We start from the raw sequence: 15,140 nt of genomic DNA, 5'->3' as shown, positions 1-15,140 counted from the left end.
ATCCGATCAGTTGCAAGCTCTTAGGTGTTTTATATGGAGTTGACGGAGATTTATTGGAGCGTCAATACCGTAACCATCTAAGTGGTTATCTCCATTGGGACCAACTTGTTCATGCAGAGGATTGGCTACTATCCGAAAAGAATATCGGTGCTTATATCTGTATTGATGGGGTAGCCCTCTCGCGTGGAGAACTCTATACTGTACTGATCAATAAAGAAGCTCACGGTGGTAAAGGTAGTATGATTGCTATCATTAAAGGTACGGACGTTCATACGGTCACTTCTGTCCTGCTTAAGCTATCCCGTCGCCGCCGTTACCAAGTGCGCGAGATTACTTTGGATATGGCTCCTAACATGGAGCAGATTGCCCGCATCTGCTTTCCTGCGGCCAAACGTGTTACCGATCGCTTTCACGTACAGAAGTTAGCTTATGAGCGGTGCAGGAGATGCGTGTAAAAGCTCGCTGGGAGGCTTTGGATGAAGAGTCCACTCAGATTGCTTATGCAAAGGCCTGTGGAAAGATGTATCATGCACCTGTTTTCGTTAATGGAGATACAAGAAAGCAGTTGTTAGCGAGAAGCATTTATCTGCTTTACAAGAAGGAAGCCTTATGGACTCAGTCTCAAAAAATACGAGCTGAAATTCTTTTCAAGGAATATCCCGATATAAAGAAAGGATATTATCTGTCTATGCGGTTAGGCTTAATCTATCATCAGTGTAAGTTTAAGGATATTGCTTTGACAAGGCTGGCAAGGTGGTATGATGAGGTAGATAAATCAGGGTTCCTCACCTTTGGAAGGGTCGCACGTTCTATACAAACACATTATCTGAATATAATCAATTTTTTTGAAAGGAGGGCAACCAATGCTGCAACAGAGTCATTCAATGCTAAAATCAAAGCATTTAGAGCACAGTTCAGAGGAGTAAGAGATAGAGCTTTTTTCTTATATAGACTTGCTAAATTATAGGCTTAAATATAAAATCCCTCAGATTGTTACGTTGACCCTTGCCCCCCATCAGCAAACCAACGAGTTACGAGGAGTAGAAAAGAAAAACGGAGAGAGTTTTTCAACTTTCTCCGCTTCAGTACCCAGACCCGGTACAAGCCATAGAAATAATAGGAAAACAAAAGAATTTATTTTCCTTATTATCAGTTATTTGCATATTTCCTATTTTCTCCATTTTTGCCCTATTTTGCCCATTTTCTGTTATTCAGTACACTTTTAGTACACTTTGAAATCTCATTTTCTTTTGTACCTTTGCAATATCGGAAAACAAAAGAAAATCAACTATTTAGTGTAATTACCCGGTTACGGTACCTAAATCGGGATAAAACCTCTAAACAATGGCAAAGTTAGAAAATAAAACGAAAGAGAACCCCAAGTTGGAGCAAAATAAGCTCTCGGACGGTAGAATAAGCCTTTACTTAGAGTATTATTTAGGTAGAGAGGAAAAGCCCGTATTGGATGAAAACGGTAATCAGGTGTATTACGATAGTGGGAAAATGCAAGGCAAGCCCAAGTTTGCAGTAAAGCATAACAGGCGAAAAGAAAACCTTAGCCTGTATCTGATAGACAAACCCCGTACTCCTGCGGAACGGCAACAGAACAAGGAAACTTTGGAACTCGCCATGCGCATACGTGCAGAGCGTGAACAGGAGTTTAAAGAAAGCATGTTGGGTTACCGCTTAAAGAAAGACAGGGCTGTTAATTTCTTGGACTACTTTCAAGCCTATATCAATAGCTATACCAAGAAAGATATTCGCATGGTGCAAATTGCGCTTAGCCGTTTTAAGGACTTCTTAAAAGAGCAATACCCCATGAATGAGTTTAGTATCAAACCGGAACTTATCACCAAAGAAATGATGGAGAAGTTTGTAGCCTATTTGCAATCCCGAAGTGTGGGTGAAGGTGCTAAAAGCATTTACCAGCGTTTCAAGAAAGTTATTCGATATGCGATTGACCATGATGTAATGTTGAAAGACCCATGTAAAAGTGTTACCTGTAAAGTGGATAGCCAAATGCTTCGAAAAGATGTGCTTTCTCCCGAAGAAATACAAAAGCTGATAGCTTGTCATTATGACAACGAAAACCCCACAATCAGACGAGCGTTTATCTTTTGTCTGTATTGCGGTCTGCGCTTCTGTGATGTAAAAGACCTTACTTATAAAAATGTGGATTATGCCAACCGATTATTGAAATTCGAGCAAAGCAAGACCAAGGGACATTCAGCCAGTAGCGGTGTGGTTATCCCCTTGAATGACGGTCTATTATCCATTATTGGCGAAGCTCCGGCAGATAAGAACTGTTTGATATTCGATTTGCCTACATACGAAAGCTGCTGCAAATCAGTAAAACGTTGGGTAAAGAGAGCCGGAATAGACAAGCATATAAGCTGGCATTGCGCCCGCCATTCGTTTGCCGTGAACATTCTGAACAATGGGGCAAATATCAAGACGGTAGCCAGTCTTTTAGGACATAGCGGATTGAAGCATACCGAGAAATACACCCGTGCCGTGGATAAATTGAAAGAGGAAGCAATAAACAGCCTACCCGAACTAAAGTTTTAACCACAAAAGACTTATCTTTGTAACTATGGACTTTGAAGCATTAGTAAAACATATCTGTACGATACAGAACACGTTGCAGGCACAAGCCGCACACGCTGTAAACCTTGCACTTACTTCCCGTAACTGGCTTATGGGGTGCTATATCGTAGAGTTTGAGCAGAACGGAGAAGACCGTGCCGCATACGGTGAACAACTGTTGAAAAAGCTGGAACAACGGCTGAAAACAAAAGGTCTGAATGAACGTAGATTCCGTGAATTTAGGCGGCTGTACCTTGTTTATCCACAACTGAAAGAACAAGTATTACACTACATCATGGCAGGAAATGAAATTCGGCACACGCTGTCCGCCGAATTCACGGAACCAATTCGGCACTCAGTGTGTGCCGAATTACAAACATCAGAAATACAATATAATAAGTGGAGTATTCCTGCTGAAAGGTTGTTCAATAAATTACCTTATTCTCACTTAAAGTTCATCTCCAAAATCGAAAATCCGACAAAGCGTGCTTTCTATGAAATGGAAGCAATACGTGGCTGTTGGTCTGCAAGAGAACTGGAACGGCAAATAGCGTCTTTATACTATGAACGTAGCGGACTATCCAAGAACAAAGAAGCCCTCTCCGCTTTAGTCCAGCAACAAGCAACCCTATTACAACCTAAAGATGTTATCAACACCCCTGTTACTTTAGAGTTCTTAGGATTGAATGAACGAGCCTTAGTAACAGAAAACGACTTGGAGCAATCCATTCTTGACAACCTACAACACTTCCTGCTGGAAATGGGGCATGGATTCTGTTTTGAAGCTCGGCAAAAGCGTATCTTGATTGATGAGGACTATTTCTTTGCCGACCTTGTGTTCTATCACCGCATCTTGAAGTGCCATGTTATTGTGGAATTGAAGATAGACAAGTTCCGCCATGAGTATGCTTCGCAACTGAATATGTATCTGAACTATTTCAAGGCGGAAGTGATGCAGCCGGATGATAATCCGCCTATCGGTATTCTGCTTTGCACAGAAAAGGGAGATACATTGGTTAAGTATGCCACTGCCGGATTAGACCCGAATATCTTCGTACAGAAGTACATGATAGAACTTCCAAGCGAGGAAGAAATAAAGGAGTTCATTGCTTCCTCAAATTACTAACCTATCATAAAAAGTAATACTGGCGAAAAGAAGAATACTGTTTTTCTTTTCGCCAGCAACATATAATCTGCCGACAAAAAATAGGTTTAGTCCGTTTTGGATATATAAACAAAGGTATGAACTAAACTTGTAAATGTACTGATTTTTACTTGAGTATTAAAAGTTAATTTATTCAAATACAGGAAGAAATAAATTATTTAATACGCTATTCTATTACTCATTTACATTATATTTGGATGTTGTTTATATAATTGGTTGAATGAAATATTTTCTATCCATATTATTTATATTTTCTCTCAATCTTGTCAGCCCACTTTTAGCCCAAGACAAGAATTCGGCAGATATGTCTGCTTTATTAGAGAATAAAATATGGAAATTGCAACTTCCCAAAGACAAACACTATGCTATGGAAATGGAATTCCGCAGCGCTGGATGGAAACAGACCTTTCTATATGATGAAAAACAAACTGAAATATGCGATTCTTACTCTTTGCATGGAGATACAATAAAATCTTTTCAAAAGAATTACATTATTCAAGAACTGACAGATAGTACGTTGGTTCTCCAATATCTGCCGGAAAGTTTGACAATCGGAGTTACACCTGTCAGATGTACAACAGATAACAGTGTTCAAGGACAAAGGCAGAACGAAGAACGCTTGGATAGTATTTGGCGTAAAGAGGATATTTGGAATAAAGGTGTTGCTAAAATAACCGGAGAACCAATTAAAGATTTATCCACGATAGAACCTCCCCGATGGGCGGTATGGGATTACGATTTGACAAAATACTATGTTTCCCAAATGAAATACCCAGAAGAGTTGCTAAAAAAGAATGTGGCAGGTTATTCCGTAGTGATGTTTGCTCTTGACACATTAGGGCTACCACGCTGGAATACCATTTTGACGACCATCCATGAAGATTTTGACAAAGAGGTCATCAGACTGACCAAAGAGCTTCCACACTGCCTGCCTTGCAGGAACAAAAACGGCAAACGAATGGAGTGTCTTTATACGGTATATGTCCCTTTCCTGCCCCAACATTATAGGGATAGGGTAAAGGCGGACAGCGTTAGGGAAGAAGAATTGAAACAAAGTTTTGTGGAATGGGAAGCTGTGTCTTATTTTGAAAAAGCAAATCCGTATGCAATTACCAACTACATTAATGAACGCCTAACATACGATTCCAATCTATTAAACGGTAAAAAAGAAATCAAAGGGATTTATACGATACGCATTGATTCTTACGGAGAAATAATAAAGGTAGAGACCTTACGAGGTTGTGGCATACAAGAATGGGACAACCAAGTATTGCAAATCATAAAAGGTATGCCACGGTGGACTCCTACCATCAATTTTCATGGTAAAGGTGAATATCGGAACTCTGTTTGGACTGTACCTGTTTTATTCAAGAATGATAGTCCAACAAAAAATGAAGTTAATAACTATAATTGGCTTATCAAAACTCTAAGCAAATCATGTAAGTATCCACCTAAATTACAGAAAAAGAATCGAGAAGGGATGGTCTATGTTACATATAAATTAGATGGTAACGGATATATTACCAACCCCCAAGTTATTTCGTGTAACAACCGAAAATTCAAAAGAGCTGCACTAAATGCATTCAATGCTGTAACGGGTATTTCTATAACTTTACCAGCCCCAAAGGACACTCTTGTTTTTCAATTTAAATTGGATAGACCGACAACTCCTATCAACCCTCATACTGATGTTTTGATAATCGGCTACAGTTCTTGTGACACTCCAATTCTGATGCGATATGACGCCACACTGACTGCCCATACCACAGAGCCTTATTTGGAGGTGGGTGTTCCGGTCTGTTATCTGAATGAACGGGGCGATACCATTGTGCCATACGGCAAGTACAGATACTGTCAAACAGATACTATCAAAAAAATAGGTTTTGTTTATGAGAACAAGCCAAAGGACGCTCGAATAATCTGCATCAATGATGCGGGCAAAGAACTTTTCTATGTATTCAAATATGATAATGGTCCCGACTACATACAAGAAGGGCTTTTCCGTATAATGGACGAGGATGGATTGGTAGGTTTTGCCGATTCATTGGGTAATGTAATAATTGAACCTCAATTTAAGTTTGCCTACCCATTTAAAGGAGGAAAAGCCAAAGCAACTTTAAAAGGTGAACGAAAGGTAGTTCCTGAATCAGACGGAGAAAAACATTATTGGGAAAGCGAAACTTGGTTTTATATAGATAAGAAAAACAGGCGTTTAACTGATTAAAAACAAATAAATACCTAACCATCATGAAAACAAAACTATTTTTATCCGCTATTGTCTTCTTTATGGTTCTAACTGCGCAAGCGCAAGAAGTTAATGAACACTACATTGAAGTGACAGGTACATCGGAAATAGAAATCATGCCGAACAAAATTCACTACATCATTGAAATTCGTGAATACTTCGAGGAAGAATTTGATGGAAAGTCTAAGCCCGAAGAGTATCACACCAAAGTGCCATTGTCACAAATAGAACAAGGATTGCGAAAGAAACTTTCCGAAGTAGGTATTACGCAAGATGTAATCCGTACACAAGAGATTGGCGATTATTGGCGAAAGCAAGGACAGGATTTTTTAATATCCAAGCAATTTGATATTACACTGACTGATTTCAAACAGATAGATGAAATAATCAAGCACATAGATACGAAAGGCATTAATACGATGCGCATCGGTGAATTGGAAAATAAAGATATGTTGGCATATCACCAAAAAGGAAAGATAGAAGCACTAAAAGCTGCACAGCGAAAAGCTACTTATTTGGTTGAAGCCTTGGGTAAAAGATTAGGCAATGTCATACGCATTGTGGAAAAAGATAGCGGTAATGCTTTTCCGATAGCGCAAAGCAATGTCCTATCATCGAATGTTGCCTCATTCGACAATTTCCGTACCATTAAAAAGGACTATTCCATGCTGGTGCGTTTTGAAATTGTTGATTAGTAAGCTAAGCACAAAATTACATATCAAAAACGAAATAGCTGGAGTAAGAAAGTTTTCATTTCATCACTCCAGCTTTACTTCGTTTATGGTTTACCCAACTTATCGGCTTCTTTCTTTAGCTGTTCGGCTTGCTCGTTCAACAGCCTTGCACGTTCCAATGCTTCCGCCTGTTTCTTGCTGCGATATTCAAAATCTATCACAGAATCGGTCAGAATTTGAATGAAATCATTATCCCTCTGCCAGTTGAATTTGGTTTCCAGTATATCAAGGACTTCTCCGTTTGCCCAACCCTGCATCAGCAAAAAACGGTATTTCATATCATTGTCCTGTAACTGCTGCATCCGTGTAGCCAAACGGATATTTAACCATATGGAAGCGGAACAGAGAACCAGCACTGCCGAAAAAATAAACAATCCCGGACGAATCCAAGAAGTAACCTTGTTGTAAATCCGTTGATAGAACGGCAAGGGGGCAACTTCCTCTTTATCCGTCTTGTAGGAATTCAAGGTATCAACCATTATTTTAAAATTACGATAGATTTCCAATGATATTCTCTTGGTGTCCTCGATGTGCTGCTGCTGACCTTGCATCCTGTTCCGTACATCGTCAAGTTGACTTTGGATAGTCTGCAACTTCTCCACAGGAACAGCCGGATTACTATGCAGCCTCGACAATGCCTGTTCAATCGCTCCAAACCGTTCGAGAGTTTCCTCCCGGCTAGCTGGCGTTACCTGCGCTTCCAACTTCTCTTTCAGTTCTGTTACCATAGAGAGAAGCCCCTCTAAAATCAAGTTGTCTTCCATGTCTTTACAATTTAAGTCGTTTTTTCTTTTTCTTCTTCTTTCTCAAATTCAAGTTCGGCTCTTCATCCACCGGGGACGGTGATGCAAAAAACAGACCGAGCGAACCGCTTATAAACGGACTTTCTGCGTTACTCCGTGTGGGTATTTGTTCCCGAATGGGTGCGAAAGCTGTTTGCCGTTGACTTTCGGCAACATTCAAACCTGTATCTCCGAAATATCTATCCAGTTTGGAAAAACTGAAACTGCGGTCTATCTCCGAGCCTTTGAACGTGTATTCTCCTTTGGAAAAGGATATGCCCTGTATTTCATCGGTCTGTCCCTTTCGTTTGAACTGGATAGTGATACCCTTTTCCGCTAACCTGTGCTGCAACTGCTGCCAGTTGCGGGATTTGCCGATTTCATTTTTCACAGCCGTGTAAATCTCGTATTTCGACTTGTCCGGCTCTTTCAATCGGTGCTGTTTCACCTGCTCTTTCCCCTTGGCGAAATAAAGCCCATGTTTGGCTTTCAGCTTCTTGCATACCTGTTCGTTACGGTACATATCGTTCCTGTCCGAAATAGTCTTGCCGTTGTTGTCTATACGGTTGAACACGATATGCACGTGTGGATGCTCCCGGTCTTGATGGCGCACGATGATGTACTGCGTATCGGTGATTTTCATTTCACGCATATACTCCTGTGCAAGCTGTACCACCTTCTCGTCTGTCAATTTGGGTGCGTCCACTGCCGAATAGCTTAGTGCAATATGTCCAACCGGCTTTTTCAAGTCGGGATTCATCCCGGTCTGCATACAGAAACTGCGGATTATATCGCTCCGGCTCTCGGTCAGAACCCCATCCGCATGAAGCAAAACCGCCTGCTCCTTACCAAGCACATAGTTCACACAGCCCTTAAAACCGCTTCCTTTTTTTATTTTTCCAATCATCCGACAAATGGTTTATGATTTCAACAATCCTATCTTTGAGTTTCACCAATTCCACCGCCACCAATGCGAAACCTCCGGCATTTGCCCTATGCGCCAGCTGGTTGATGTTGTTGGCTTCCCCTACCAGCTTGCGGATAGCATCTGCATCCTGCCTGTTCAGCCGGGGTATGACCTCTGCCGAAATAACTGCTTGCCGGACATATTCACTGATGCGCACCCCGGCTTCCCCGGCTCGCTTCCTGATGGCGTAATACTGCAACTCGGTCAGCTTCGTACTGACTACCTTTTTCTGCTTTTCCGTCCGTTTCTTTGCCGGACGACCGCCCGGCTTATCCTGTATCCTTTTCATGTCTTTTTACTTTTTGATGGTATCTTAGAAATTGCGACCAACGGGAGCGGTTTCCTTTGCGGTGAGCAAAGCAAGGTGGTTTCGGTCTACCGAAACATAACCTTGCTCTCCCTATGAAACCGCCAGCCGCTGGCAATCCTGCCGGATTAAATGCCCCTGCCCTTCTTTTGTCTTGGGGCGGCACGTTGTCCGGTTTTCTGCTTTATTTCCTGCACTTGGCTGGTTGCGTTTTTCTGTTCCTGCTTCCTGCCGCACAAGTAATCGTTCAAGTCCGAATACCCCCTGTAATTGTGCGAGAAGTCACGCACATGGTAGGAGTATTCCAATTCGATAGCCCGTGTCGCCTTATATCCCGTCTCGTCATTGTCAAGCATACAGTGGATACGTTCATACGGGTATAGCACGTCAATGGCTTTTGGCACATTGACAGTCGAGTTAAGAATAACATAGTCCTGCCTGTCAAGGTCGGGCATGGTCGGACAGTTCTTCATCCGGAGCGTGAGGAAAGAAAGATAATCCATAAAGCCCTCAAATACCAAACATTTCTCTCTCGGCTCTCCCTGCTGCCGTATATGGGTAATGTCTTTCGGAGCGATACACCCTTTGAAAAAGGAATTGCGAACCTCATAACCTCCTGCCATATTCGGGAAACCGATAGCAAAGAACGGTCTGCCGTTATTGGTAAAATGGAGTTCCTTACATTCTCTTTTTGCCAGCTCAATATTGATACCCCGTCCCTGCAAATAACGGAGCAATGCCGGATGAGTTAAGTCCCGGACTTCCAAATGTTGGAAACTTGGTTCTGTCCTACACTGGGGAAAAGAAAAACTGACTGGGCGAACATTCGGGGTCTGCTCTTCTATCCTCTTTAAAAGGTAGGGCAGACTGTCGGAAAAGTAAAGTTCCTTTGCCAGGGCGATGATGTTGCCGCCTTTCCCTGCGCGTAGGCTCGGTACAGAACGCCTTACTGCCTTTCGGCAGTAGGTTTTCCCGTACCTGCCCCCAAACCGTACTTGCATGTCTCCACGCATACGGCTCTCCGTTGATAACATGACTTTATTTAGCATGGCTGTGTATTTTGGCATAACACTTTTCACAGACAACCAATGTCTTCCTATGCTTTTCAAGCATCAGCCTGTCACATTCAGTTTTTCCTTTAAGCTGATTTAGCTTTCTGACATGACGCATGACTACAGGTCCGACTTTTCCACATAATTCACATGTTCTCGCATCCAATCGCTCAGTAAGTGTCGGCTGTGGAATTGCGATTGTGTAGGATAAGTCGTTTACCTCCGTATAGTACATTGGTGGTTTACGTTTGAATCCCTCATTATAGAATTTCCTGTACCGTAATTTACCTTTTGCATCCTGATATGGCACTATAATGTCATTCCCAACCTTATATTTGTCAATGACTTTGCTTACAGTGCTATTGGTTTTTCCTGCAATGGTATGGTACATACTGTACTCCATGATGTATCCAAACTTTGAGAGCGCGTATGCCACGTTGTTGGCAATGCAGTAGTAGTTGTAGAACCCTCTGATTTCAGAGTTATATGCCGCCACTATGTCCTCGATTTTCTTCTTCATAAGATTGCCTCTGAACTTTGCAAACCAAACTTGTCGGCCATTTTCTACCTTGTATCTGATGGCGCTGTATTCTTCCAGTTTGTTCCGCACCGTTTCTATGGCGACCTTTAGGACTATCTTACCGTTGTAATAACGGGCTGGCACATTGTTCTTGTCCCGCTTGATAGCATCAGACTTACGGACTGAAACATCGAAGCCAAGAAATTTCGCGGGCTTTTGTGCGTTTGTTATCAATGTCTTTTCCTGTGACAGTTCCAGCTTGAGGTTTTCTTCCATATACTTGGTAATGTCCGACTTGATTTTAACGCACTCTGCCTTGCTTCCGATAACACCAATGAGGAAATCATCTGCGTATCTTACGTATCGAAGCCTTCTGTATGTTTCATCCATACTGTCTCTGCTCTCAATCTTTTGCCTTTCACGTCTCAGTTTCTCATACTCATCCCTAAGCTGTAATCTGACATCTGCATCCTGTATGTTCTTGATGCTTTTAAGGATGCGTTGCATCTTATCGCTAAGTTGCTTGTATTCTTTGGTGATGTGTCTTTCTTTTCCCTTATTGAAGCGTAGGGCGTATTCTTCCATATACTTGTCAAAATTATCAAGATAAATGTTTGCCAGTATAGGACTGATATTACCGCCTTGTGGAGTTCCCTTGTTTGTATTATGAAACTTCCAGTCTTCAATATATCCCGCATTCAACAACTTGCGGATAAGCCTTAGAAATCTATCATCGGCAATCCGTTTCCGCAAAGTTGCAATCAATACATTGTGGTCTATGTTGTCGAAGAATCCTTTAATGTCTCCTTCCACAAACCATTTTGTACCTGTAAATGTCTTTTGGATATGGGTCAATGCGGTATGGCAGCTTCTGTTTGGTCTGAATCCATGTGAGGTGTTTGCAAACACCTCTTCATAGACGGCTTCAAGAATCATGCGCACCACCTCCTGTACAAGTTTGTCCTCAAAGGAAGGAATTCCAAGCGGTCTTTTCTTACCGTTTTTCTTGGGTATGTATATCCTTTTTGCCGGATTAGGCTTGTAAGACTCATCTCTCAAAGATGCAATGACTTTGTTTATTCTTTGAAGACTCATCCGATTGATGGTTTTCCCATCCGTACCGGGTGTCATATTGCCTGGTTTGGCGTAAATACGCTGGTAAGCAACATGAAACATCTCCTCATTGAATAAGATACGGTACAGCCTTTCGAACTTGTAATCCGAAACTTTACCATGCTTGTTTAAAGCTTTTAATACTTGCTCAGGACTTCTCATAATGTCTCACACATTTTCCATTATTTGTATTAAGTTATCTAACTGCTTCCCTTCGCCATGTACAAGGCTTTCCCTTGCTCGGACTACTACGGAAGCTCCGTTCCCATGTCAGATATTCAGGGTCCTATGCCCATAGCCTTACGGCATTCTGATTTAGGGAATCCCCATTTGCTTTCACAATAACTGTTTGGCTCGGCAGACTGTCGGATGCGACTTACGTTCCTATTCCACTTATTGTGGTTGCTCTGAAGCCAGCTCCTGCTCCATTGTAATTTCGGTTTACATGGGGTGCTTCAGCCCGACGTGAATCAAATACCTTTCGTCGGGGCTGGTACGTGTGCAGCAGAACTATCGTTCAACCAATCAGGCTTCATCCTTGTGTCTGTCTTTTCCTCTCGCCATGCAGTCGCAGCTTGGTATTTAGCTGACTAATGACTTTACCGACATGCTTTTGTCACCTTTGGATTTCTCCTCCAGCTAAGTCGTTGAGGATAGGTCTGTTGAACTCTAACCTAATCTCTTGCCATAGAGATATTTATTGTGTAGCCTATATGGGCGCATCAAAATCATACCAAAGATTGCGGTCTGTATTCACCTTAAAGGACGCTTCGTGTTCCTCTCTTAACGGTGATTTGTACCATAAACCGTTACCCTGCCGCTTGACGGGCGAATAACCTAAACTATGCAGATAATCTGCAATGGATATTTGTTTCACATCTTCGATGTTCATAATATTTTCTTTTTGGGGATTAAAAAATCGTTGAAAAGTGCGCCAGTCCTGTTTAGTCCGTCATATATACCCGTACCATACTAAACCTGCCTGCTGTCGATACCGGGAAACAGACAGTCCGTTCCGCTTATATATACACCCGGACTAAACCAAACCGACTTTTAATAATGAAAATCGGGATTGTAGCGATAGCCCTTACCCTCTTTCACAATCATGCGCTTGTTCACAAGGAACTTGTTAAGCGACACAAGGACATTGCGTCCACGCTCGTAACCTATACTTGCGTAACCTTGTTTCAATGCCGCTATCACATTGAAATAGCCTTGTACAACCTGCTTGCCGAAACCGTTCTCCAATGCTTCCCGGTGCTGCTGTTCCGTCAGCTCTGTAAGCGGAAAGTTCCTGTCTTGCTTGGGTTGTTGGAATACATAACCGTCCATGACTTCGGGCAAAGCGTTGTCATTGATGCGAAATGCGAACGGGTCAAACTCACGGTCACGTATATGCATCGCCTTTACTTCGCTTATATTGCCGTCCTGCGTGCTTTTCGTGATTTGCAGGACGGTTTCAGCTTTGTTGTTCAGCTCTGTACCAATATGTCCTCTTGTGTTATCATCCCCCTTGTTCAAATGCAGTACGGTGTGAATATGCAGGTTATACCCACTTGACCAGCGCATCAAAAGGTTGATTAGGTCGGTCGATTCGCTCGGACTGTTGATGTCGTACATCAAATCACGGATTCCGTCAATGATGAGCAACCCCACATCGGGCATATTCTCCAACATATAGCCAATTATCTGCTTACGTTTGTCGGGGGTCTGCTCCCTTAACACAATGAAAACAAAATCATCCACATCCTTATCGGTCGGCAGTCCGGCAAGGCGCAAAATGCGTTCCATGACCTTATGGCAATGGTACTTGCTCTGCTCGGTATCAACATAGAGAATTTTGCGCTTGTTCGGTGGCAGATATGCCGAATACTTTAGAACCTCGTCATTCTTCAATGCAGCCGCAACAATGGCGGAAATGTTGAATGTCTTTTTGCTCTTGGCTTTGCCTGTGGATGCGCTGAAATTGCCCAATGTGCCGATAGTAGAACCGTTCACCCAAAGAATTTCGGGCGGTACTTCATAAGTGTCCGTCACCTTTAGACGAATGGTTTTCCAAAGGGCTGCAAAATCTTCTTTCGTCATGGCTGTGCCTTGTCCGATTTCCTCTTTCTTCTTGTTTTCCATAGCCATTATTTCTTTAGAGGACGGTTAAGGATATACTTCTGCGCTTCCTGCTCTATCTGCGCCTGCGTCTTCACCGGGTTCTGACGCAACCATGCTTCCAGTTCAGTTTTTTCAAAATAAAGCATTTTGCCCTGCGGCTTGTAATGGGGTATCAAGTTACCCGAAGTCAGCTTGTACAGGTAACTTTTAGAAAGGTTCAAGAACCTGCTCGCTTCATCGAAGCTAAGCACGTTCTTTGAAAGGAACAACATCTTTTCGAGTTCGGAAACTCTTAACTCCAAGTCTTTTTCCATATCGTTTGGGAATTTAGGTGAAACAATATGAAGGTGCGCACCCTCGTCTTTTGTGTTAACGGGGGCAAAGTTAAGAGGTTGAAAATGAAGTCTAATTGACCTTTGTTTGAGCGTTCAATCTATGCTCAACCTTTTTGCAGTTGTTTGATGTATTTGTCTATGATTTCATATCCTTTCGGATAGATGTTCTTCGCCTGGTCTGTCGCACTCGACAAGTCAGTACGTGTAAGCGGTTCTCCTTTTATCTTCTTCAATATCAACTTGTTGTTTGCTATAACTGACTGCCACTCATAAACGATGTAGTTATAACAGCTGAGTTGCATCATTAGGTAAGCCAACAGACGGGTATTATTAACTTTCAATACACCGTCCAACTTACAATTAAAAAAATCGGTAAGTATTTTGGTGCTGACAGTAGTAGTAAACATATTCGCTTCGTTCACACATTCAGTCAGAAGTTTGATTTCATTGGCTTTCAAAGTGGATTTGAAGGGATTGCTTTTACCCACAATCTTGGCTGGAGTGGTTTCTACACTTTCATCTTTTTCTTTTGGCAAGGCTTGTTCTTGGGGGGCAATAGAATCTGTATAGTATTTGCTTTCCTGTTCTTGCAGAAAGTACAAATACTTGGAAAGTACCACAAGGCTAACAATGATGGAAAAATAGGGAAGTCTTTCATCATAGCAAGACGGTTCATGCAAATATGCGTCCATATCAAAATCAGAACAGCGGAAAGCGATGTACTTTTTCCTCTCATTAGAGTTCAAGTCCTCAAAATAACCGCTTTCCCACAAAAAATCGGGAACATCCATATCCTGTACAATGTCACGCACGACACGGTATTTTTGCTGAATGGCTACTATATTTTCGGTAACACGGAAAATTTCCTGTCGCAAATAATCCTTTAGCTGAGCCTGTGTCAGATATTCACGCTTTAAAAATAGTGCATCAACCTTAGTTTTATAGCCATGCGATACGCAACTATCTAATATCTTCTGTATCTCTCTGAAATTGGTTTCTATATGATTTTCCATAACTGTACCTTATATAAATTTGTTCTCAGATACAAATATAAGGTGGAAATCGCATTTTCCGAGAAAACATCAGCAAGAATAAGACAGAAAAGAATGCATAAGAGTTAAGAAATCATAAAGATGAAAGGATGAAAACCACAAAAGTACACTCTATTCTTGTTTTTGTCGCTCAGTACACATTTAGTACGCCTTACAGAAAGGAAAAACCCTGATAA

11 protein-coding genes and 4 pseudogenes are annotated in these 15,140 nt (G+C 41.9%); 6 read left to right on the top strand and 9 right to left on the bottom strand.

What is annotated here, in order from left to right; all coding sequences use genetic code 11:
- The first annotated feature begins 5 nt into the window (after positions 1-5).
- The 6 genes and pseudogenes from JXR92_RS05460 to JXR92_RS05440 all read left to right on the top strand — a co-directional run bounded on the left by JXR92_RS05460 (position 6) and on the right by JXR92_RS05440 (position 6,691).
- Positions 6-967 (top strand): annotated as a pseudogene (locus tag JXR92_RS05460) (ISAon1 family transposase).
- Between the two features lie 46 nt (positions 968-1,013).
- Positions 1,014-1,226, top strand: a pseudogene (locus JXR92_RS17555) (hypothetical protein); the annotation flags it as partial.
- Between the two features lie 118 nt (positions 1,227-1,344).
- Positions 1,345-2,568, top strand: a complete 1,224-nt coding sequence (locus tag JXR92_RS05455) for a site-specific integrase (protein ID WP_009123686.1) — start codon at positions 1,345-1,347, stop codon at positions 2,566-2,568.
- A gap of 25 nt (positions 2,569-2,593) precedes the next feature.
- The gene (locus JXR92_RS05450; RefSeq protein ID WP_009123685.1) at positions 2,594-3,712 is read left to right on the top strand and encodes a PDDEXK nuclease domain-containing protein; all 1,119 of its coding nucleotides are present in this window, start codon (positions 2,594-2,596) and stop codon (positions 3,710-3,712) included.
- A 259-nt stretch (positions 3,713-3,971) separates the two neighbouring features.
- Positions 3,972-5,975, top strand: coding sequence for an energy transducer TonB (locus JXR92_RS05445; protein ID WP_138345672.1), 2,004 nt, complete (start codon positions 3,972-3,974; stop codon positions 5,973-5,975).
- Positions 5,976-5,998: 23 nt separating this feature from the next.
- Positions 5,999-6,691 carry an SIMPL domain-containing protein gene (locus tag JXR92_RS05440; protein WP_016660809.1) on the top strand — a complete coding sequence of 231 codons (693 nt, stop codon included), beginning with the start codon at positions 5,999-6,001 and terminating at the stop codon, positions 6,689-6,691.
- An 83-nt stretch (positions 6,692-6,774) separates the two neighbouring features.
- Here JXR92_RS05440 and JXR92_RS05435 read toward each other — a convergent pair whose 3' ends face one another.
- The 9 genes and pseudogenes from JXR92_RS05435 to JXR92_RS05395 all read right to left on the bottom strand — a co-directional run bounded on the left by JXR92_RS05435 (position 6,775) and on the right by JXR92_RS05395 (position 14,925).
- A complete protein-coding gene (locus JXR92_RS05435; RefSeq protein WP_009123682.1) occupies positions 6,775-7,494 on the bottom strand; it encodes a hypothetical protein in 720 nt (239 codons plus the stop codon).
- A 4-nt stretch (positions 7,495-7,498) separates the two neighbouring features.
- On the bottom strand, positions 7,499-8,419 hold the full coding sequence (locus tag JXR92_RS05430) for a relaxase/mobilization nuclease domain-containing protein (RefSeq protein WP_005633158.1): 921 nt from the start codon (positions 8,417-8,419) through the stop codon (positions 7,499-7,501).
- Complete coding sequence (locus tag JXR92_RS05425; RefSeq protein ID WP_005633161.1) at positions 8,385-8,768, bottom strand: MobC family plasmid mobilization relaxosome protein; 384 nt, start codon at positions 8,766-8,768, stop codon at positions 8,385-8,387. Before JXR92_RS05425 ends, JXR92_RS05430 begins: the two co-directional genes overlap by 35 nt.
- Positions 8,769-8,914: 146 nt before the next feature.
- Positions 8,915-9,709, bottom strand: a pseudogene (locus JXR92_RS05420) (toprim domain-containing protein); the annotation flags it as partial.
- A gap of 115 nt (positions 9,710-9,824) precedes the next feature.
- A complete protein-coding gene (locus JXR92_RS05415; protein ID WP_004308094.1) occupies positions 9,825-11,633 on the bottom strand; it encodes a reverse transcriptase/maturase family protein in 1,809 nt (602 codons plus the stop codon).
- 556 nt (positions 11,634-12,189) lie between these two features.
- Positions 12,190-12,363 (bottom strand): annotated as a pseudogene (locus JXR92_RS05410) (CHC2 zinc finger domain-containing protein); the annotation flags it as partial.
- Positions 12,364-12,524: 161 nt separating this feature from the next.
- Positions 12,525-13,598 (bottom strand): AAA family ATPase, encoded by a 1,074-nt coding sequence (locus tag JXR92_RS05405; protein ID WP_138345675.1) that lies wholly within the window; start codon positions 13,596-13,598, stop codon positions 12,525-12,527.
- A 5-nt stretch (positions 13,599-13,603) separates the two neighbouring features.
- On the bottom strand, positions 13,604-13,891 hold the full coding sequence (locus JXR92_RS05400) for a helix-turn-helix domain-containing protein (RefSeq protein WP_016660812.1): 288 nt from the start codon (positions 13,889-13,891) through the stop codon (positions 13,604-13,606).
- 125 nt (positions 13,892-14,016) lie between these two features.
- The gene (locus JXR92_RS05395) at positions 14,017-14,925 is read right to left on the bottom strand and encodes a hypothetical protein (RefSeq protein ID WP_016660813.1); all 909 of its coding nucleotides are present in this window, start codon (positions 14,923-14,925) and stop codon (positions 14,017-14,019) included.
- Positions 14,926-15,140 lie beyond the last annotated feature (215 nt).

This window comes from Bacteroides parvus (assembly GCF_017309675.2).
In the GTDB taxonomy this organism is placed as follows: Bacteria; Bacteroidota; Bacteroidia; order Bacteroidales; family Bacteroidaceae; genus Bacteroides; species Bacteroides uniformis.
This window is presented reverse-complemented; position numbering and strand designations above follow the sequence as displayed.

Excerpts from the sequence above, each read along its gene's own strand:
- JXR92_RS05455 (WP_009123686.1), top strand. The coding sequence starts at position 1,345 with ATGGCAAAGTTAGAAAATAAAACGAAAGAGAACCCCAAGTTGGAGCAA.
- JXR92_RS05450 (WP_009123685.1), top strand. The coding sequence starts at position 2,594 with ATGGACTTTGAAGCATTAGTAAAACATATCTGTACGATACAGAACACG.
- JXR92_RS05445 (WP_138345672.1), top strand. The coding sequence starts at position 3,972 with ATGAAATATTTTCTATCCATATTATTTATATTTTCTCTCAATCTTGTC.
- JXR92_RS05440 (WP_016660809.1), top strand. The coding sequence starts at position 5,999 with ATGAAAACAAAACTATTTTTATCCGCTATTGTCTTCTTTATGGTTCTA.
- JXR92_RS05435 (WP_009123682.1), bottom strand. The coding sequence starts at position 7,494 with ATGGAAGACAACTTGATTTTAGAGGGGCTTCTCTCTATGGTAACAGAA.
- JXR92_RS05430 (WP_005633158.1), bottom strand. The coding sequence starts at position 8,419 with ATGATTGGAAAAATAAAAAAAGGAAGCGGTTTTAAGGGCTGTGTGAAC.
- JXR92_RS05425 (WP_005633161.1), bottom strand. The coding sequence starts at position 8,768 with ATGAAAAGGATACAGGATAAGCCGGGCGGTCGTCCGGCAAAGAAACGG.
- JXR92_RS05415 (WP_004308094.1), bottom strand. The coding sequence starts at position 11,633 with ATGAGAAGTCCTGAGCAAGTATTAAAAGCTTTAAACAAGCATGGTAAA.
- JXR92_RS05405 (WP_138345675.1), bottom strand. The coding sequence starts at position 13,598 with ATGGAAAACAAGAAGAAAGAGGAAATCGGACAAGGCACAGCCATGACG.
- JXR92_RS05400 (WP_016660812.1), bottom strand. The coding sequence starts at position 13,891 with ATGGAAAAAGACTTGGAGTTAAGAGTTTCCGAACTCGAAAAGATGTTG.
- JXR92_RS05395 (WP_016660813.1), bottom strand. The coding sequence starts at position 14,925 with ATGGAAAATCATATAGAAACCAATTTCAGAGAGATACAGAAGATATTA.